Annotated in this window: 13 protein-coding genes; 8 read left to right on the top strand and 5 right to left on the bottom strand. The window is 41.2% G+C overall.

Annotated features, from left to right (window positions below):
* The first annotated feature begins 662 nt into the window (after positions 1 to 662).
* Both AC0L4E_RS11680 and AC0L4E_RS11675 read left to right on the top strand, forming a co-directional pair.
* Entirely contained in the window at positions 663 to 7,655 is a 6,993-nt protein-coding gene (locus AC0L4E_RS11680) for a starch-binding protein (RefSeq protein WP_473679314.1), read from the top strand.
* A 15-nt stretch (positions 7,656 to 7,670) separates the two neighbouring features.
* On the top strand, positions 7,671 to 9,005 hold the full coding sequence (locus AC0L4E_RS11675) for a DUF1552 domain-containing protein (RefSeq protein ID WP_473679313.1): 1,335 nt from the start codon (positions 7,671 to 7,673) through the stop codon (positions 9,003 to 9,005).
* Positions 9,006 to 9,100: 95 nt separating this feature from the next.
* Here AC0L4E_RS11675 and AC0L4E_RS11670 read toward each other — a convergent pair whose 3' ends face one another.
* The 3 genes from AC0L4E_RS11670 to AC0L4E_RS11660 are packed head-to-tail and all read right to left on the bottom strand — an operon-like array spanning position 9,101 to position 11,513.
* Complete coding sequence (locus AC0L4E_RS11670; protein ID WP_473679312.1) at positions 9,101 to 10,306, bottom strand: multidrug effflux MFS transporter; 1,206 nt, start codon at positions 10,304 to 10,306, stop codon at positions 9,101 to 9,103.
* A gap of 18 nt (positions 10,307 to 10,324) precedes the next feature.
* Positions 10,325 to 10,888 carry a DUF1415 domain-containing protein gene (locus AC0L4E_RS11665; RefSeq protein ID WP_473679311.1) on the bottom strand — a complete coding sequence of 188 codons (564 nt, stop codon included), beginning with the start codon at positions 10,886 to 10,888 and terminating at the stop codon, positions 10,325 to 10,327.
* A 28-nt stretch (positions 10,889 to 10,916) separates the two neighbouring features.
* On the bottom strand, positions 10,917 to 11,513 hold the full coding sequence (locus AC0L4E_RS11660) for a LysE family translocator (protein WP_473679310.1): 597 nt from the start codon (positions 11,511 to 11,513) through the stop codon (positions 10,917 to 10,919).
* Between the two features lie 344 nt (positions 11,514 to 11,857).
* On the opposite strand from AC0L4E_RS11660, the gene AC0L4E_RS11655 reads away from it, so the two are divergent.
* Positions 11,858 to 12,436 carry a DUF4136 domain-containing protein gene (locus tag AC0L4E_RS11655; RefSeq protein ID WP_473679309.1) on the top strand — a complete coding sequence of 193 codons (579 nt, stop codon included), beginning with the start codon at positions 11,858 to 11,860 and terminating at the stop codon, positions 12,434 to 12,436.
* A gap of 96 nt (positions 12,437 to 12,532) precedes the next feature.
* Here AC0L4E_RS11655 and AC0L4E_RS11650 read toward each other — a convergent pair whose 3' ends face one another.
* A complete protein-coding gene (locus AC0L4E_RS11650; protein WP_473679308.1) occupies positions 12,533 to 13,351 on the bottom strand; it encodes a DUF2797 domain-containing protein in 819 nt (272 codons plus the stop codon).
* A 306-nt stretch (positions 13,352 to 13,657) separates the two neighbouring features.
* A complete protein-coding gene (locus tag AC0L4E_RS11645) occupies positions 13,658 to 14,164 on the bottom strand; it encodes a glycine cleavage system transcriptional repressor (RefSeq protein WP_473679307.1) in 507 nt (168 codons plus the stop codon).
* Between the two features lie 257 nt (positions 14,165 to 14,421).
* On the opposite strand from AC0L4E_RS11645, the gene AC0L4E_RS11640 reads away from it, so the two are divergent.
* From AC0L4E_RS11640 to AC0L4E_RS11620, 5 genes are all read left to right on the top strand, one after another.
* Positions 14,422 to 16,677 carry an ABC transporter permease subunit gene (locus AC0L4E_RS11640; protein ID WP_473679306.1) on the top strand — a complete coding sequence of 752 codons (2,256 nt, stop codon included), beginning with the start codon at positions 14,422 to 14,424 and terminating at the stop codon, positions 16,675 to 16,677.
* A gap of 58 nt (positions 16,678 to 16,735) precedes the next feature.
* Positions 16,736 to 18,394: a phosphate ABC transporter permease PstA gene (pstA, locus tag AC0L4E_RS11635; RefSeq protein ID WP_473679305.1), complete on the top strand. Its 1,659-nt coding sequence runs from the start codon at positions 16,736 to 16,738 to the stop codon at positions 18,392 to 18,394.
* Between the two features lie 27 nt (positions 18,395 to 18,421).
* Positions 18,422 to 19,240 (top strand): phosphate ABC transporter ATP-binding protein PstB, encoded by an 819-nt coding sequence (pstB, locus tag AC0L4E_RS11630; RefSeq protein WP_055022996.1) that lies wholly within the window; start codon positions 18,422 to 18,424, stop codon positions 19,238 to 19,240.
* A gap of 64 nt (positions 19,241 to 19,304) precedes the next feature.
* Positions 19,305 to 20,015: a phosphate signaling complex protein PhoU gene (gene phoU, locus AC0L4E_RS11625; RefSeq protein WP_473679304.1), complete on the top strand. Its 711-nt coding sequence runs from the start codon at positions 19,305 to 19,307 to the stop codon at positions 20,013 to 20,015.
* Between the two features lie 336 nt (positions 20,016 to 20,351).
* Positions 20,352 to 21,497 carry a putative sulfate/molybdate transporter gene (locus tag AC0L4E_RS11620; RefSeq protein WP_473679303.1) on the top strand — a complete coding sequence of 382 codons (1,146 nt, stop codon included), beginning with the start codon at positions 20,352 to 20,354 and terminating at the stop codon, positions 21,495 to 21,497.
* Positions 21,498 to 21,504: the final 7 nt, after the last annotated feature.

The raw sequence follows: 21,504 nt of genomic DNA, 5'->3' as shown, positions 1-21,504 counted from the left end.
GCGGCTGTATTAATGTTTTCGTTTACCTCCCTCAATAAAGTGATAAAACCTTCAATAAATTGTCTTATTTTTAATAAAAATTTATGAATACGTATGCAATCGCGCCGCATACATTTTGGCCAAAATATATTGTATTGTTTTTCAATGTTTTATCTTTAAATGCTGAATCCTAGCTATTAATTGCGAATTCAAATTCATAAAAAGGTGCTCTTTGGATGTCTTACCTAAGTAATTTTTACCTATTAATTGGATTAAATAAAATACAGTTATACTCGCCATAAGTAATTATAAGTTTCTGTATTTTGGTTGTTATTTATACTTCCTATATCTTATTTTATTTGTTTGATGAACTCTGAAAATAGCCTTTTATATTTTCTAAAAGTTAACAGTTTTAGCTCATTTAATCTGGTGTACTTGGCTGCTTGATACGTTGAATATTAATGCGCAAATATTCTACAAAAAATATGTTGTGATATTGTTAATTTGAATATGGGGATATTTATTTAATTTGAACTTGGTGTTTTAAACACTTAATTCAGATAACTACAAAAACAAAAAATAAGGTGATGAGCATGCGCGCACATAATCACAATAGCGGCTTAATTAAACGCTTAAGTCGCTCCAGATTTTATTGTCTGTTTTCTCTTCTAGTGATATCAATAATGTTAGTTTCGCAACCCGTTGCCGCTGCTGTCAGTCCAACATCAATATGCTTTGATAATGGGAATGGATTTAATAATCCGACAGTGTATTTGTGGAACTCATCACCAGCTAATGCAATTCCAAACTCCAATTGGCCGGGTCAAAGTATGACAACTGAAGCGGGGTTTAGTTGCTACGATTCAGGGGTGGAATTAAACAGCGTTAATGTTATTTTTAGTGATAACGGCAATCAACAAACAACCGATTTAATGATGACCAGTCCTAATCAATGTTGGCAAAATGGTGGCTGGAATTCACTTTATGATTGCGGGCTGTTAAGCGCTAATCTTGACCCCATTGCTGATGCAGGCGCTGATATAACTGTGGTTGCGGGTTCAACTGTCACATTTGATGCTAGTGGCTCATCGGATCCTGACGGTACAATCTCAAGCTATGAATGGAGTAATCAATTAACCGGTATTGCGCCTTCGCAAGTTTATAACACGCAAGGCAGTTACCAAGTCACCTTGACTGTTACCGATAATCAAGGCGCGATAAATACCGATACCGTTTTAGTTACTGTCACCAATATTAATGCTGCCTCAATTGAAGCAACCTCCATTTGTTATGACAACAATGCAAATTTTGCCTCTCCCACAATTTATATGTGGAACTCAACTCCTCAAGGTGTATTAGCTAATTTTAATTGGCCGGGTGACACCATGATTCAACAAGGTGATTTCTACTGTTTTGATCCCGCGGTTGAACTGACGTCAATGAACGTTATTTTTAATAATAATGGTGACGGTCAAACTAATGATTTATTAATGACATCGCCTAACGCGTGTTTTAAAGATAATACTTGGATGAGCTTAACAGCTTGTGGCTTTTCGATTATTGAGGCAGAGAATCTTGCTCCTACAGCAGATGCAGGTGCAGACATCAGTATTTGGGTTGGCGAAGAGGCAAATTTTGATGCCAGCGGCTCAACTGATAGTGATGGCAATATTACTAATTACAGTTGGAGTAATGGCCAAACAGGCATAACAACCAGTCAAGTTTATAATCAGGCTGGTACTTATGTGGTGACGTTAACGGTTACCGATAACGACAATGCGACCGCTCAAGATAGTGTCACTGTAACGGTTTCTGCGGCGCCAGAATTTAACTATCCAGTGGGTAAAGCGATTTATTATATTAATGATAATAATTGGGGCGCTCCTACTGCTTATATTTGGGCAGCTGAACCAGCAGGAAGTATGGCTGATGGTCAATGGCCTGGAGCAGCACTTACCGATTTTGGTGGTTTAAATGCATGGTATATCGACATTGATGAAAATGCCCAAAGCGGTAACGTTATTTTTAGCGACAATGGCGCTAATCAAACTGCTGATTTAAATTTCAGTGGTGATTTATTATGTTATTACAATGGTGAGTGGGTCACATTGGCGGCTTGCGCCATACCAAGCCTGTCTTCTGCTGACGCGGGGGAAGATCGCACCGTCAATGTAAATACAAGAATTGCGCTAACCGCAGCGGCATCTCAAAGTTCAATAGATAATGCTATTTGGCAAAGTGATGCTTGGCAAGGTGTGTTAACAGGAGCAAGCCTTGTATCGCCAATCTTAAGCAATACTGGCACATTCAATGTCACGCTAACACTTGATAATGGCAGTACAGATTCTTTTGTACTCAATGTGGTGAATGCTGTGCAAGGCTTGGCTGAAAGACCCAAGCTTGCCACGCCATTGAATTTCCCATTATCTGGTAGTGTTTCATCTAGTGATTACGAGTTTGAATCAGCTTTTCCCGCATTAGATGGCACTTTCTCATCGCCTGTAATGGTCACTCATGATGGTTTAAATGACTTAATTTATATCGTTGATAAGTCTGGGAAGGTGTTTGTATTTCCTAATGATCCCGCAGTTAGCACAGCTCAAGTTAGTACCTTAATTGATATCAGCGAAGAAGTTCGCGATTACCATGAGCAGGGCTTACTTTCGATAGCCTTTCATCCAGATTTTGCCACTAACCGTTTTGCCTATATTTATTATATCGAAGGCGATAATGACAACGAAAGTGACAATGGTGTATTTGGCGATGGCGTGCTTGAGCGTATTACATTAAATGATGCGACTAACCCAACGCAAAGTAGCGAGAGGATAGAGGTACTTCGCATTCCACAACCTGGACCTGATCATAAAGGCAGTATGATGCAATTTCACCCTCAAACAGGTGAATTTTATATGAGCATCGGTGATGGTGCTTATGGTGATACGGCTATTGAGCCGACAGAGCCAGATCCTAGAACCAATAATAGCGCTCAAGATACCAGTAATTTACTGGGCAGTATTATTCGCTTAAACATGCGCGAGACGCCAAACTTCTCTGGTAAATATTACGATATCCCATCAGATAACCCATTCATCAATGATGACAATGTGCTTAATGAAATATGGTCCTATGGTCATCGTAATCCATGGCGTTTTAGCATTGATAATCAAGCGCCTTATGTTTTATGGCAAACCGAAGTAGGTCAAGCTGACTTTGAAGAAGTTAATATCATTCAAGCAGGTGGTAACTATGGTTGGCCGATTTGTGAAGGTAACAATCATCGTGGCAATGATGGTGGTGACCCAAACAATACTCGTAGTTGTAGTGGTGACTTAATTGCACCTGAAGGTGGTTATTTTCACGATACGGGGTCGGTGTCTATTATTGGTGGTTTTGTCTATCGAGGCGCTGAATTACCTGAGCTTACAGGGCATTTTATTTATGGCGATTACGTCAGTAAAAAGATTTGGTCAGCGGTTGAAGGTAATACCGACCAACTGGTGAGTGATGCTTTCCCAAGTAATATTTCGTCATTTGGTACTGATATGAGTGGTGAGTCGGTTTTTGTCACTTCTCATGGTGTTGAATATGGCGGCTTATCGATTATTTACCGTATGGTGAATCGTGAAGCGCAAGCGGCAGCGATTCCGGCAAAACTGTCTAGTACAGGACTGTTTGCTGATCTGGCTGAGCAAATACCTTCACACGGTGTAATTGAATATGATGTCAATTCAGACGGTTGGTTTGACGGTCTAATAACGCGTCACTTTGTGGCATTACCGAATGACAGCAATATTGTGTTTGATGAAAATGACATTTGGAATTTACCTATCGGGAGTGTGCTGGTTAAACACTTGTCCTTACCAACTAGTATCGATAATACAACACCTTACGAAACATCAGTGCTGTTTAAACAAGATTCAGGTAACTGGGATTCTGCAAATTACCGCTGGAATGCCCAAGCTACTGATGCGGATTTAGTGACTGAAGCATTTAATGAAACAGCAGCGCAATTTTACGATGGTGCAGTGACTAATATTGAGCGTCGTATTCGCTCGGGAGCTGAGTGTACTTCTTGCCATTTGGGTACAGGCAGTAAAGAGCCATTAGCTATGAGTACTGCTCAATTAAATGGTGAGTTTGATTATCAAGGAGTCATAGATAACCAACTGGATGTATTTAACCAAATTGGTTTGTTTGATAGCGCAATAGCCTCTGTTAATAGTTTAGCTGCTTATCCAGATCCTGAAGATATAACAGCTGATCTTGATAATCGTGCTAGAGCCTATTTAGACACAAACTGTGCCCATTGCCATGATGGCAGTTTAATGGACTTAAACTACGACACACCAGTAAATGAAATGGACATGATGAATGTTCAGCGTTCTGGGGTTTACCGTATGTTGCCATTCGATCATACAGCGAGTTTGCTGCATATTTATCAAACCGATGATGCTAACCGCATGCCAAAAGGCAGTGTATTAACCAATCCATTGGCGGATACGTTAATTGCTGACTGGATTGATGGCCAAAGCGCGACTCAAATTGGAATGAAAGTGACAGTCGACCAAACGACGATTGTTCCTAGTACTATTGTCTTGTTATCAACTTTTGGCTTGTACGATAATGGTTTTGAAACTGTGCCTACAAGCGGTGTTTCTTGGACGTCATCCGATACCAATGTACTTAATCCAACTGGAGATAGCGCAACAGTTTCGACCACTGCGGGTGAAAGAGGAACCGCTACAATATGGGCCAGTCACAATGGGCAACAAGGTAGTCTAGATATTACCGTTATCAGTGCCCCCGCGCAGCCAACCGGGTTTAGTGCGCTGGCAACCAGCTCTGACTCAATAAGCTTAACTTGGAATGATGTTGCAGACGATGAGCAAAGTTATGAGATCCGTCGCTCATTAAATCCAGCAGGCCCATTTTACCCTCTAGTAACGTTAAACCCTGATAGCGAAAACTTTGTTGATACGGGGTTAAGTCTAGACACCGAATATTATTATGATTTAACAGCGATTGGGGTTTATGCAAACGCTATTAGTGTTAGTGCCAGTGCAACTACACAAGGTATTGGCACAGTTAATGATGTAGAAATTATTAGTGCAGTAACCCCAACACTCATTGCTGGTGAGTCTCAGCAGTTAGCCGTTATTGCTAATGCTGGCGAAACTAGCCTTGGTGTGACATTAGCGGCAAGTTGGAGTTCAAGTGATTCATCTATTGTTAGTGTTAACGCTGAAGGCTTAATCACTGCTGGTAATAACTCAGGTAGCGCGACAATTACAGCAAGTTACCAGGGCAGCAGCGACAGTGTCATTGTGAGTAATCAAGGAGGCGGCCAGTATGTTTACTTTAATGTTCCAACTAATTGGAATACACCAACGGTATATATTTGGTCTGATGACAATGGGACGCTAACCACTCGCTCCGATGGTTGGCCCGGTACTGTGCTTAGTGCAACGGCAATTGAATTGGGCGGTACTTGGTTAAAACTCATCTTGCCGGATGCGTGGGCAAATAATAATCAAGTGAACATTATTTTCAGTAATAATGGCGCCGATCAAACAGCCGACCTTAATGTAAGCCTTGCAGCACCTTCTTGGTATGACAATGGCTGGTTAACCGTTGCGCCAAATGGAAATGGTGTTGAATCTGGCAGCCAAGTGCAGGTAGGTAATGGCACGGTAACGTTAAATGGTAGCGAGAATTTAAGCGGTAAGTTATTTGCTACAGGGACAACTGTTGAAATTAATGCTGATATTGCAGCGACAGGACTTGAGTTTGTCGGCTGGGAAGGTTCTGGTATTGCATATTTGATTGACCCTAGCTTAGCTGATACACAACTGGTTGTGGGTGATGCATTATCCTACACCTTACTTGCTGTATTTGACTCGGTAAGTGACTCTTATGAAGTAGGGCGTGCTTTTTATAACGATGAAGGCTGCGCAGGCTGTCACGGCGTCGAAGGTGATGGCGGTACTTCGTTATTGAATGTGGCAAATAACTATGATCTTGCCAGCTTAACCTCATACATTGAAAACAACATGCCTTTGGGTAATCCAACGGCTTGTACTGGAGAGTGTGCATCATCAACGGCAAGTATGATTTTAGCTGGCGCTTACGTAGCACCACTTAATGTTTGTAATGCGACTGACCTTGATGATTTAGTGCCACAAGACCGCGGCTATCGTTTGCTATCAACCCTTGAGTACAATAATTCCATTCGTGATTTATTAGCATTATCGAATGATGTTGATGTGACGACAGGGCGCATACCTGCCGATATCCCAGTCAATGGTTTTAAAACCAGTGCCAATACCTTGTTTACTAATGACTATGCAAAAGGCTATATCACTGCTGCAGAAGCGGCCGCTGAAATGGTCAACAATATCTATGATCTATCCTCAGGTTGTAGTGACATTGCTTGTGTGATTAATGATTTTGGTAAACGTGCATTTCGCCGTCCAATAACAGATGCAGAACTTGCAGATTTAACTGAGGTTTACAATCAGCATGATGACATTGGTTTATTAACAGCTATTTTATCAGCGCCTGCCATGTTGTATCGCTCAGAAGTCGGTGTCAGTGATGGTGCTGGCTATTATGAACTGACGGATTACGAAGTTGCCTCAATGCTGTCTTATACCTACTGGGCTACTACGCCTGATGCGAGTTTGATGGCTAAAGCAGATGCTGGCGCGTTAAGTAGTGCATCGCAAATAGCCAGTACCGTGCAAGGTATGCTTCAAGACTCTAGAGCAGAAGCCGCATTTGAGCGATTTATTACCGGTTGGCTTGATTTAGACCAAGACATTAAAACCTCAGTGCTGAGTGACAGTTTAAAAGCTGACATGAAGCAAGAAACAATTGAGTTCGTGCGCCGAACGGTATTTGAAGGCGGACAATACAGTCAACTATTGACCGCCGATTACAGCTTTATGACCCAACAATTAGCTAATCATTATGGCCTAGAGTGGCCTGGAGGTAACGGTTGGCAAGAAGTGGCTTATACCGCTGGTAATGGCACAGTTCAAGGTATAGCTAATACTGAGCGTCGCGGTATTTTAGGGCACGCAGGTATATTAACTATTCAGTCAGCTTCAGAGAAAACCCATCCAGTTAAACGTGGCTTATTTGTTCGTCGTAACTTGATGTGTCAGGACTTCCCACCGCCACCAATTGGCGCTGTACTTAAGCCTCAAGAAGATCCTAGCTTAACGGTGCGTGAGCGTTTTGAAACCGCCCATTTACAAGATGGTTGTGAATCATGTCACCAGTACATTGATGGCATCGGTTTTGGACTTGAAAACTACAATGCTGTAGGGATTTATTCTGAAACTGAAACCACTGATGATGGCCAAGTCAAAGTTATTGACTCTTCGGGTTACATTGGCAGCTTAGACTCTGCTGAAACCTTCTTATCAGAAAGTGATCCAGTTATCCCTTATCAAGGGATGAATGAACTGGCACAACTGGTTGCAGACAGTGCACACGGCAAGGCATGTTATGCCCGTCAGTGGTATCGCTATTCCCGTGGTCAGCTAGAAACGGATGAAGACAGCTGTACTGTTAGCGTATTCGGTGAGGAGTTCAAAGATGATGCAAGCTCGACCATGCTTGAGCTGATGATTGAATTAACTCAAACAAAAAACTATACCCTGCGTAAATAGTGGAAGGATAATCTGATGAACTTTTTAAAACATAAAATGAAGCGCCGTGATTTCCTTCGCACTATGGCAAAAGCAGGTTTAACCACTGCATTTGCAAGCCAGTTTGCTTTTTCGCCTAATGTTTTTGCAGCTGCGGGCGATGCGAGACGGTTTGTGATGGTGTATTACCCAAATGGTTGCTCTAGAGAAAAGTGGCACGCTTATGAAACTGGTGGCTTAGGGGCTGGGAGTTTGGCTGATAGCCCACTAAGTCCTTTAGACAGTCATATCAATAATTTGGTCCCCATTAAAAACTTAACCTTTGCAGGACATGGTGGCAGTTCAGGGCACCCAGAGGCATGCCGTGCAGTATTTTCTGGCGGAGTGGATGGTGCGCCATCATTTGATAGTGAAATTGGTAATGCATTAGGTGGAACCTTAACTAATAATCTACACGTTGGCTGTTGGTCAAGTAAAGCTAAAGGCTCTGAGTACATGCCGTTCACAAACATCAATGGTAATAAAATCGATGTGCCTGATAACCCACAAATGATTTACGACAATTTACTGGCAGATGTGGTCAATGGGGGCAATCAAAGTGAAACTTCTCCAGAAGATTTAAGGCGCAATCGCGTACTAGAATCATTACATGAGAATTTGGATTTACTCCAAGCTAATAGTTTAAATGTTACCCAGCAAGGTAAGTTATTAACCCATGAAGAGTCGCTGAATTACTATCAAAATGTATTAAACAGCTCGCTAGATATTGGCGATGGCACAGGTTTCAGTCGTCCAACGGTTGGGATGTCTGGACTCAATGAAGAAGCCGAAGCGGTGGCTCAAGCACAAATGCGTAATATCGCGATGGCATTTCAAGCTAATGTCACCCGTACTGCCAGTTTTCAATTTATGGGTGCGCAGGATGAGTCACTACAGATTAACTTTCCGAGCATTCGACCTTACATGGGAGATTATGGTAGCGGCGATAAATTGTATTGGAACCAAACTCGTTCACACGTTAGCTCCCATGACGAATCTGATGTATTTAACTCACAAACCCTTTGGTACAACATGATGGTGGCTTACTTAATGGATCAATTAGCCTCTCGCCCTGATACCGCTTATGGTGGCACTTTATTAGATAACACCTTAATATTGGTCATGTCCGAAGTCGGTGGCGGTAATCATCAACAAGAAAATCCAGGTATTTATCTTGCTGGTGGTGCAGGCAATGCGATAAATAAAGGTATAGCTATTGATGCCAATAATGCAGGTATGTCGAATTTGTATTTAGATATCGCCAATGCCTTTGGCTTAGGTTGGAACAACTATGGTAATAGCTTTGGTGGCGTCAACGGGTTATTAGTGTAGAAACTCAAACAAGTTTTAAAAATATTTAACGAGCGTGGGCGATACAAACATAAGTTAATCTGGTTTATCGCTCACGCTTTTTTAAATGAAGGTTTTTATTTGTTTTTTAACAGCTTATCAGTAACAAAAGATCTGTTTTTAACCGATAACCATAATATCACCCCGAGTACGCCTACACAGAGCTGAATAATGCCGAGGTTTGTAATTAAAGACGCTTGGCTGAGTGAGACTAATACCATTCCTAGCGCTCCGCAGATCATGCTACAAAATTGAATCAACGCGACAGCAGAGCCTGTGTCATGACTTTGCTGATCTAACATTAAGTTCGTGCCAGGTACTTTCATGGTGATGATAACCACAGTCGCTGGCGCGGCAATAAGCGCAAAAACAATAGGTGATAAATGACCTATGGTTAGGGTTAATACGCCTGCTACTGATAAAAAGAGAAAACACAGAGTGATAATTCTTTTCACCGTGATATAACTGGATAGGCGCATATAAATCATTGGGCCAAACGCCGCACACATTGCATTAAAAGCAAATGCGTAGCTAAATTGCTGCTCTGTAAGGCCAAAATCGTTGATGTAAATATATGAACCAGAAGCGAGAAAGCCCATTAATGCCATTGGTGAAATTGAAAATATGATTAATAAGATAGCAAATCGAGGGTTTTGGATAATAACCGCAAGCCGTCCCCATGATCTCAGTACAGAGCCCTGATACCTTTTCTCAAGGGTTTCTTGATAACACAAAGCTAAGATACCCGCGAAACTGCCAAATATGGCTAATGCGACAAACATCATTCTCCATGAGGCAACTTGCAATAAAAAAGCCCCAATCACTGGCGCAACCATAGGGGCGATGATGACCAATGACATGATAGTTGCCATGATTTTCTCGCGCTCACGACCGGTATATATGTCCTTTACGATAGCGGTTGATACCACTGTAACCGCACTTGCTACAAAGGCTTGCAGTATGCGGGCTAAGATAAGCTGCTCAATACTGGCTGATAAAGCGCAAATAATGCTAGTGACAATGTAGCCGCTTATCCCGATGAGCACGATAGGTTTTCGGCCAAACTTTTCGCTTAGGGGTCCCCAAAACAGCAACCCAATAGCATAGGTTACAAAGTAACTGCTCAGGGTTAAATTCACCATAGATTGATTGGTATTAAGCACCTCAACCATGGTGGGTAAAGCAGGTAAATACAAATCAATCGTTAATGGCGGAAAAGCGCTAATAATGACCAGAAAAAATAGCATACCGGTCTTACCCAGTAACTGCTGTGGGTTATTCAAATTAAAACTCTTTTTAAGCTATTTATTGTTTAAAGGGTCTACACGACATTGCTTGAGTAAAGCGGTGAAAAATTCAGCCCCTTTTCGTTCTGCAAAGGCGATATTGCGTTCAGGTATGGTTTCTGGCTCATCATATTCAGCAAGCGCCGCTTCCATACTTGATTCACGGATAATATGGATCGTTGGGTAAGGGGAGCGGTTGGTAAAATTTGCCGCGCTATCTTGGGGCTCGCCCTCAAAGCAATAGTCAGGATGAAAACTTGCCAGTTGATAAACACCTTCATATTCGTTTTCAAACAGTTTGTCGTTGGCTAAATCGACGATATCGAGATAACTGTAAAACCCTTCAAAGCCGCGGGGCATAATAAAAAGAGTGGTCTCAACATTAGGGTGTTCATCTAAATATTGGCATTCGTTGAGAAAATCTTTCATCACCTGCTTAACTTTGGTGTTCTCACTACAGTAATAACGAATACTGTTTCGCTCTACTTCACGGCGAGCAAAAGGGCAAATGTTATATTTCATGATCACTTTGTTGACCCAGTTTGCCGTCTCTATATGGTATTCGTTTAACTCTGACATCTGAATTCCTGTTGCTTAATTGACACGACTAGTTAGGTAGTACCATAGGGATAATGGATAACACTAATAATAACGCCATTGAAATATTAAATATGCGTTGCTGACGTTGATTTTTGAGTAATTTTTTTAAGCCAATGCCAAAGCTCAGCCATATTGAGGCGCAAGGTAATGCAACAAAGAAGAACACTACCGCAATGGTAATGACTTGTGGTGCTAAAGAATGGTCAATGCTAGTAAATGTCGCAATCGCACCAACAGCCATAATCCAACCTTTTGGGTTCACCCACTGAAATGCTGCGGCTTGTAAAAAGTTAAATGGCTTTGCTGTTTGTTTGCCTTCTAGATTGCTAGAACTATTGGCAATCAGCCAAGAAAGGTAAAGTAGGTAAATAATGCCTGCCACTTTAATGATTTGATGGGCCACCGGGTAAGCTTGAAACACAGCGCTTAGGCCCAAACCGATAGCAAGTACCATGCTTGGGAAACCTACGATGATCCCTAATAAATGCGGAATACTGCGTTTAATGCCAAAATTTACTCCAGATGTCATCAACATAATATTGTTGGGGCCAGGAGTTATTCCAGCTGAAAAGGCAAACAATGCGATGGTAATAATGAGTTCCATAGACCTTATCATTCTAGATGGGTGATTTGCTTAAGAGCCACATTTTAGCGGTTATCGCTTAGTGAACAAACAAAAAACTTGTGTTTAGTGAATTACATTTGGATACGTTTGTCATTAATTGGTTGGGGTTATTTTGTTGTTTGCCCTCAAGTGTTTAAAATATACTTAAAATATTCGGATTTGTTGTTATTAAATTTGAGTCAGGTTAGGTTAGGGTTCATATGTTAAATTATTATCGATGCTACAGTTCGCACTTTTTAACTATTGCGCTTGATTATTGCTCTTATTGACTGTGCTTACCTTCGAAGTACTTGCTAGTTTCTGATTATAGGATTAACGGATAAATGATAAACAAACAGTGGTATTTATGGATAAGTTTAGTGGCGGTATTAGTTAGTGGTTGTGCAACAAATGAAACCAGTATTGATCCGGTTCCAAGCAGAATTACTATGGTGACCTCAGGCGACTTAGATTTAATTTCTTCAAGCGCAAAAAGCTTTGGCTGGCATCCAACCATGTTTACGGTTCGTAGTGCGAATAAACTTAATGATGCTGAGTTAGTAAGACATATGCGTCAATCGATCACTAAAATAATGGAAGCTAAGGGGTATCATTATGTTGAAAGTGATGAGTCTCCAAGTATTTTAGTTGGTTTTGGCATGGCACTAGAATCGGAAATGAGTGATAAAGAAATCATGAAGCGAGCGGGTTTAGTCGCAGGTTTATCGACCAAGGGCGTGGATGACGATTATGAAAAAGGTTCGGTACTCGTTGCACTATTTAGCCCTATTCGTATACAACCTGTATGGAAGGTTCTTGCTCAAGGTTTTACTGATACAGATAAGCCCATTGAAGATCGCGAGCAACGCTTTGATGAACTTACCACTATGATGCTAAATTCTGTTCCTAACCACGTAATGTAGTTTTCGAGTAACATTCGAATAATAAAAAGGCCGCTGATAAATTTCAGCGGCTTTTTTATTTATCTTGTCTCGTTCTGGAATGAGTTAATGCAATAATTAAACGGTTACATCGACTTCGTAAGAACCAAACTTACGAATGTTGATCACCCCAGTATCAAAGATAAGATATTGGCCTTTGATACCTTGCAAAACACCAGTTACTTCAGGGGTTTTATCAAAGTTATGCGACTTAACTTTCTTAGGGAATTCAGTGATAGGGAACTTGATCCCTTGAATCGCATCATCTAAACGCTCAATAACAAAATCAGGGTTTTGCTGTTTGATTTCCAATAAGCGCTCTTCAATCACTGGGATTAATTGATTGGCCATATCGACTAAGTCGACATCATCAGCGTTGCCTTTTAGCATAGCCTGCCAGTTAGTTTTATCGTTGATTAGCTTTGCTAATTCAACTTCCACTAAGCCCGATAGTTGACGTGTCGATACTTTGAATATTGGCAGACCTTGAGTCGCCCCCTGATCTATCCAGCGAGTAGGGATTTGGGTATAGCGGGTGATACCGACTTTAATCCCTGAGGTATTGGATAAATATACATAATGAGGAACAAAGCAATGGCTTTGAGCCCACTCAGGCTCGCGGCATGTGCCTTTATCAAAGTGGCAGGTTTCTGGTTTCATAATGCATAAATCACAGCTTGCAAGCTTAGACATGCATACATAACAGTGACCTTGAGAGTAACTCTTTTTGGTCTTTTTACCGCAGCTGCAACAAAAAATATTCCCAGTGTGAGTTAGTGTCAGTGTTTTACCAATTAAAGGGTTAAGGTCGATGGTTTCATCGCCCACAGGCAGTTTGTATTGCACTTCATTTTGCTCATCAAGCTGAGTGCGCATTTTAGACAGCGTTCCTAACATTTTATACTCTTTGTTTTTATCATTTGTGCTTAGTCTAACAGATGCTTGTAGGTAAATTTAAACGGTTTTTTAGATTGAATCGACAGTTATGCGGGTAGAGATATTGTGACAGTTAAATGAAGGTTTATCGCAATGAAATCGAAAATCTAATGGGGGGAGATAATTTGAAAAATAGGTTAAACACCAGCGTGGAGAATGAATCATCACGCTGGTGAAATAAGCTTATCAACAACAGGTTAGCAGCTATTGGTGCTAGCTGTTAATTATTCATTACTGATTACTAGTAGTAAAACCGACCTTGAGTAACTAAGCGCTTTTACTGAGTTTATCGAGCACTACATCATCACCAAGTTCATATAAGGATTCTGTTAACTGTTCTTCTTGGTTAGGATCTGACAAACCTAGACCCATAGTGGCTCTAAATAACGCGATGCCACTATGACTTGCAGTTTCTTGCTGACTACTAAACTGCTCAATGTTTATTCCAAGCGCATTGATCTTATTTGAGATTTCAAGAACTAAACCTTCACGGTCATATGCTACTAAGTTAAAGCTTAAACGCTTGATTGGCTCTGCAATATAGCCGGTTTTAGAGTAGGCGTAATTTAGCCCTTCAATACACTCTAAAGCTTCCAGCATGGCATCCCATTTTAATGCTGAAACTTCTAACTGTAATATAGCTGCAAAAACACCGTCGATATGACGCATTTCTGAATCAAGCCAGTTACCATTGTGACGACTTATAACATTTGCGATTTGTTCAACTAACCCTACTCTATCAGGGGCTTGCAGGGTGATCAGGTAACGTAACATATATGAAACTCCCAATTTTTTAACAAATAAATCTGCTGTAACACTACTGTCATATTTACGTCATATAATTCAGCCAATTAAAATGGCATCCAAAAAATGTCATATAAGCTCGCTAAACTGCTGATTTTTACACTAGCTACTCGCTAGTAATTTAACAACAGTCGGTTTAAGTAAATAAAACAGCTATTTATTTAGTAACACAGCGGATTAAACAATCATAGCGAAATTTCGCTGACGATTAATTATAGAGGTTCTGAATGGAAAGTCAGGTAGGTCAGCCTGGTTCTGAAACGAAAAGCTTGCTAGTTAATAGAAGCACAAGTCGAAGAGCATTTACGGATAAAGCAGCTGAAGTCGGAGTGACTGTGGGTGGTACCATGGTCTTTGTCGCTTTGTTGTTGATTTTCTTTTACTTATTGTATGTTATTAAACCTATTTTTGATGGCGCTGATGTTGAGCCTGTCTCAACAATCAGTTATCAAAATACCGACCTCGCCACGTTAATGGTGGGCAGTGATGAGCAGAACGAAATTGCTTATCGCGTGACGGTTGAAGGTCAAGTTGATTTTTATTCAGTAGCCACTAAGCAGTTAATTGAAAGCTTTAATCCACCTATTCCAGCGGGCACAACTGTAGTCAGTAGTGCTAAAGCAAAGCCGAACGAACAACGTTTTGCCTTGGGCTTAAGTTCGGGTGAAGCCTTAGTTGTAGGCGTTAATTTTGGTGTCACTTACCCAGACAACGTGCGCACGATTACGCCTCGTTTACGTTATCCCCTTGGTGAGACGCCAATCATGGTTGATGAAGGTCAGCCATTAAACAATTTAGTTTTTGATTACATCGATAGTCGTATTGGCTTTGCCTACCAAGATAATGAAGGTTCATGGAAATTGAATCGTCTTGAAGGCGAAGAAAACATGATGACCGAAGAAATTGAATGGTACTCAGACTTAACTTTCGTTGAAGATGCTCCAAAAGAAGCATTTACCGCATTAATGACACCTGATCACCGTCAATTAATTTTACCGACATCAGACAAGATTTTTATCTATAACATTCGTGATACTGATGCGCCAACGTTACTTCAAGTTATTGATGTAAAGGATGGTAAAAATAAAGTATCTAATGTGAGTTTATTGGCGGGTGCAAGCTCTGTATTAGTCAATTATGAAGACGGTACTATTGATCAATACTTCCAAGTCAGTAGTCGCAACGGTCGTTTGTATCAAAAAATACGTGACTTTGAAATTGACTCACCTGTGCAAACAATTGCGACTGAGTTTTATCGTAAAAGTTTTGCAGTAGTAAGCCCAGAAGGTGAGCTATCGCTACTTTATACCACCAGTCAACGCAACTTATTCACCGAGAAATTCAATATCGCTCAGCCTGGCGAAATGGCATTTAGTCCTCGTTCAAATGCGTTAATCGTTGAAGCAAATAATAGCTTAAATGTGTTTGTAGTTGATAATGACCACCCTGAAGTGTCATGGAGCGCTTTGTGGCAAAAAGTCTGGTACGAAGGTTATCCAGAACCGCAGTACGTGTGGCAGTCCACCTCAGGTTCAGATGATTTTGAAGCTAAATTAAGTTTAATGCCGTTAGCATTCGGTACAATGAAAGCTGCTTTTTACGCAATGCTTTTTGCTGTGCCAATCGCGATTGCTGGCGCAATTTACACGGCTTACTTCATGGCACCCAAAGTGCGCAGTGTGGTTAAGCCAACGATTGAAATCATGGAAGCATTGCCAACGGTTATTTTGGGTTTCTTAGCAGGTCTATGGTTAGCGCCATTAATTGAAGACCACCTGCCAGGTATTTTAGTGTTACTGACCCTATTACCGACCAGTATTTTGCTGAGTGCATTCACTTGGAGCAAGTTGCCACCTCAGTGGAAGCAACGCTTACCTGAGACTTATCAAGAAATTATGCTAATCCCGGTTATTTTGTTTGTGGGTTGGTTCTCATTTGAAATAAGTCCAGTGATTGAAATTGCTTTCTTTGATGGCAACACGCGTCAATTTATTACCAACGAACTCGGCATTACATTTGACCAACGTAACGCGTTTGTTGTTGGTATTGCGATGGGCTTTGCGGTTATTCCAACGATTTTCTCGATTGCTGAAGATGCGATTTTCTCTGTGCCACGTCACTTGTCGAACGGTTCGTTAGCCTTAGGTGCAACCAACTGGCAGACATTAACACGTGTGGTATTGCTAACGGCAAGTCCTGGTATCTTCTCAGCAGTGATGATGGGCTTAGGCCGCGCTGTAGGTGAGACCATGATTGTATTAATGGCAACCGGTAACACCGCAATCCTTGAGTGGAGTGTATTTGAAGGTATGCGTACCTTGGCGGCGAACATTGCTGTTGAAATGCCTGAATCTGCCATTGGTAGTTCGCATTACCGCGTACTGTTCCTTGCAGCATTCGTCTTGTTTGTATTTACCTTTGTCTTTAACACCATTGCAGAAGTGGTACGTCAACGTCTACGTGAACGTTACAGCTCACTTTAAGGAATGAAGATGAAAACAGTATTTAATATTTCGCCAATCGCCTTGAGAGGTTTGAGCAATGGGTAAGTGGGTTAAATCAGGTTCTCCATGGATATGGATGACTGGTGGTGCAGTAAGTATCAGCTTGATTGCAGTACTTGGTTTGTTGTTATTAATTGCTTGGCGCGGTTTAAGTTACTTCTGGCCTGCTGATATTTATCAGTGGAAAATGGAAGATAACAATGGTGTTAAGTCGACCTTAATTGGTGAAATTTACGACCGTGAGGAAGTACCTACTGAACGTTTAATTTCAGCGGGTCACACGTTTAATGAGTATCCAGGTGAATTTGTTACGCGTTACTTAGTTAAAACCGGTAACCGTGAGTTTGTAGGTTTAGATTTCCGCTGGATTTTAGCAACGGATATTGTGAGCCGTGAAAAACCAACTGATATCGCGATGTTTGAGCGTACTAAAAACGGTAACTTCTATGGCTATCCAGTTGCGGTTATTGAAGACGGTAAGCGTTTATCACTTGAAGGTGAGCAGATTGAAGCGTCGTTAGAAGAGCATATCGAACGTGCGGTTAATATTGGTAAACAAGCGCTGAAACTGCAGAAGTCTGAAATTGGTTCAGTTAACTACGCCCTAGAACGTCTTCGTTTAAAAGAACGTGGTTTCGAGTTAGATGGTAAGTTAACACCAGCACTTAAAGCAGAGCTTGATGCCCAAGCTGAGCAGTTAAACCAAGACTATTTAGTCATGGAAAAAGACTTGTTTGCATTGCGTGATGAAGCGGCAAGAGACTCTGTTATCATTCGTGATATGCGCGGTGAAGAAGTCACTTTAAAGCTTGATTCAGTACTTGATGTTAGCTACGTAAATCGCATGAATAGCTTTGATAAAGTCGTGCATTGGTTTGTCGGTTTAGGTCGTTTTGTTAGCCATGACCCACGTGAAGCCAATACCGAGGGCGGGGTATTCCCAGCAATTTTCGGTACGGTATTTATGGTTATGCTAATGGCTGTGATTGTGACACCATTTGGTGTTATTGCAGCGATTTACTTACACGAATACGCTAAGAAAGGCCCAATTACTAAGATGATCCGTATTGCGGTGATTAACTTAGCGGGTGTTCCGTCAATTGTATACGGTGTATTTGGTTTAGGCTTCTTCGTTTATATGTTAGGTGGTTCGTTAGACCAATTGTTTTATCCTGAAGCATTACCATCGCCAACCTTTGGTTCGCCTGGTGTAATTTGGTCTGCATTAACCTTAGCAATTTTGACTTTGCCAGTGGTTATTGTATCGACTGAAGAAGGCTTAAGTCGTATTCCAATTGCAGTACGTCAAGGTAGTTTAGCCTTAGGTGCGACAAAATTTGAAACCTTGTGGCGCATTATTATTCCAATGGCGAGCCCTGCAATTATGACAGGTCTTATTTTGGCTGTTGCTCGTGCAGCAGGTGAAGTTGCGCCGTTGATGCTAGTAGGTGTCGTTAAACTTGCACCGACACTACCTATTGATATGAACTTCCCGTTTATCCATTTAGAACGTAAGTTTATGCATTTGGGTTTCCATATTTATGACGTTGGCTTCCAAAGCCCTAACGTAGAAGCGGCTAGACCATTAGTTTATGCAACTTCATTCTTATTAGTATCTGTGATTGTGACACTTAACTTAACAGCTATTAGTGTACGTAATCACTTACGTGAAAAATTCCGTTCGCTAGAACATTAATTAGCGATATCCTGAGGAAAAAGAAAAATGATTTCTATTGATCAAAGCGCTATTAAATCTGAAGTTGTCGATTTAGCAAACCTACCTGCACAGGATACTGCGCTAGAAATTCGTAACCTAGATTTACGTTATGGTGATAAACAAGCTCTATTTGATGTGAGCATGAAGATCCCAAAAAACCAAGTGACTGCATTTATTGGCCCAAGTGGTTGTGGTAAATCAACGCTATTACGTTGTATTAACCGCATGAACGACTTAGTTGAAACTTGTCATATTGATGGTGAAATCTTACTTCATGGTCAAAACATTTATGACAAGAAAGTCGATGTTGCAGCCCTTCGACGTAATGTCGGCATGGTGTTCCAGCGTCCTAACCCGTTTCCAAAATCAATTTACGAGAACGTGGTTTACGGTCTACGCCTGCAAGGTGTGAGCAACCGTCGTGAGTTAGATGAAGCGGCTGAACGTTCTCTTCGCGGCGCTGCGATTTGGGATGAAGTGAAAGACCGTTTACACGATAACGCTTTCGGTTTATCTGGTGGTCAGCAGCAACGTTTAGTTATTGCCCGTGCGATTGCCATTGAGCCAGAAGTATTACTACTCGATGAACCAACATCGGCATTGGATCCTATTTCAACGTTAACGATTGAAGAGTTAATCACGGATCTTAAATCAAAATATACTGTGGTTATCGTAACGCATAATATGCAACAGGCAGCACGTGTATCAGACCAAACTGCCTTCATGTACATGGGTGAGTTAATTGAGTACGCTGATACCAATACTATCTTTACCACGCCACAAAAACGTAAGACAGAAGATTACATTACAGGTCGTTACGGCTAATTGTACTGGCATTAGTAGCTGATGGCTTCGGTCAATATTTTAAAGAATAAAGGTTGATACAGTAATGGAAAGCAAAAATTTAAATAAGCATATTTCTGGTCAGTTTAACGCTGAATTAGAAGATATTCGTAACCGTGTATTAGCGATGGGTGGCTTAGTAGAGCGTCAGCTTGAAGAATCACTGGATGCACTTGCATCACTTGATGCTGAACTTGCGCAGAAAGTCATTGATGGCGATCATCGAGTTAACGGTATGGAAGTGTCGATTGATGAAGAATGTACTCGTATTATTGCTAAGCGTCAGCCTGCAGCAAGCGATTTACGCCTTATTATCACCATCGGCAAGACCATTACCGATTTAGAGCGTATTGGTGATGCTTGTGTACGTATTGCTAAAGCAGCCTTAGATAAGCGTTTAAACAACCAGCAGCCATTATTAGTGAGCATTGAAAACATGGGGCGTCATGCTACGCGTACGCTTCATGCGACCCTTGATGCATTTGCACGTATGGATGCTGAAAATGCACTTGAGTTACATAAAGAAGATGCCAAGTTAGACAAAGAGTATGAAGGCATTATTCGTCAGTTAATGACCTATATGATGGAAGACCCTCGCTCTATCCCAGCGGTACTAGATGTACTTTGGGCTGCTCGTGCAGTTGAGCGTGTGGGTGACCGTTGTAAAAATATCTGTGAATACATTATCTTTTACGTGAAAGGTAAAGATGTTCGCCATACTTCATACGAAGATATGGAAAAAGATTTAAACATGTAAATCGCCATCTCTATCGCTATCAGCATTTACATGTGATTGACGATGATAAGATTAAGCCCCTTTATAGGGGCTTTTTTATGGCCGTTATTTATAAGACTACTATTTCGTGGCGCAGATATATGGGAGCTGATCAAAATACGTAATTAGTTACTATTGAATGATTAAGCGTTGGCTAAACTGGACAAAATGACCTTGTAAGAATTTGATGTTTGAGACAGTTTGTCGCATCGTTTTTCATAAGTTATTAAAAAATCGATATTTTTATGAAATAGGTCACAAATTTAATTTGGCACTCTATTTGCTATATTTCTATATCCAATCCTTATGGCAAGATATATGAGATGTAAGACCCATAGACTAAACAACGTAAACAAATTTTCAGGGGAGCTAAGCGGCGCATTCGCTGACTTAGGCACCTTTCTTCCTTTGGTATTAGGGCTCATTGCACTAAACCAATTTTCTCCCCAAGGCATCTTTTTAGGCTTTGGTTGCTTTGCGCTCTTTACCGCCTTTTATTATCGCAGGCCAATTCCAATACAACCTATGAAAGTGATCAGTGCTTTGGTGATTGCTGAAGGATTAACCCCTGGTATGTTGCAAGCCTCAGCAATGCTAATGGGGATAATATTACTCGTACTCGCTTATAGCGGCATTATTCAATGGATGGCGAAGCAGTTATCACCAGCAATTAGCATCGGTATCCAATTAGCCATTGGTATTCAATTGATTTGGATGGGCGGCTTTATGATGAGTGAAACATGGGCTGTGGGTTTACTCGCTTTTGCCGCATTGTTTCTAAGTCGCTTTATGCCGATGCAATACATTGTGATGCCATTGGTTATCTTGTTAGGCATTACTTGGCAGTACTTAAGCCAAAGTTCACCCAGTTTTAATTTCGCCCAAGCTGCGCATTGGCAGTTTAGCTGGCCTGACAGTCATGAATGGAGTTCTGCGGCCGTGTTATTGGTATTGCCACAGCTTGCGCTGACATTAACCAATGCTGTGATTGCTATTTCTGCGATGGCTAAAGATAAGTTTCCCGATGATAGTGACAAGTTTACCCCACAGGCATTTGCTAAAACCTCGGGATGGTCAAACTTGTTATTGGCGCCTTTTGGCGGCGCTGCTATGTGTCACGGCGCAGGTGGCTTAGCAGTACAGCATCATTTTGGCGCACGCACTTGGTTAGCGCCGACTATTTTTGGTGTCACTTGTTTACTTATAGCGGTATTTTGGGGGCAGGGCATTGCTACTGTTCTTTCGTTAATTCCACTTGCTGTGCTAGGCAGTTTGCTTGCAATAGCAGGTACTCAATTAGCTTGGTCAAAGCGTTTTATCGATGGTAAACCTTTCTGTATTTTTGTTATTTTTACCACGGCGTTAGTTTGTCTTGTTATCAATACCGCTGCAGGTTTAGCTGTGGGAGTCGTTTTAGAGTTAGGACGCCATCAATGGCTGTCACTTTCTGCTTCAAAAAATTAATAATCCG

Source organism: Shewanella sp. GJ50-10, assembly GCF_055808815.1.
This window is presented reverse-complemented; position numbering and strand designations above follow the sequence as displayed.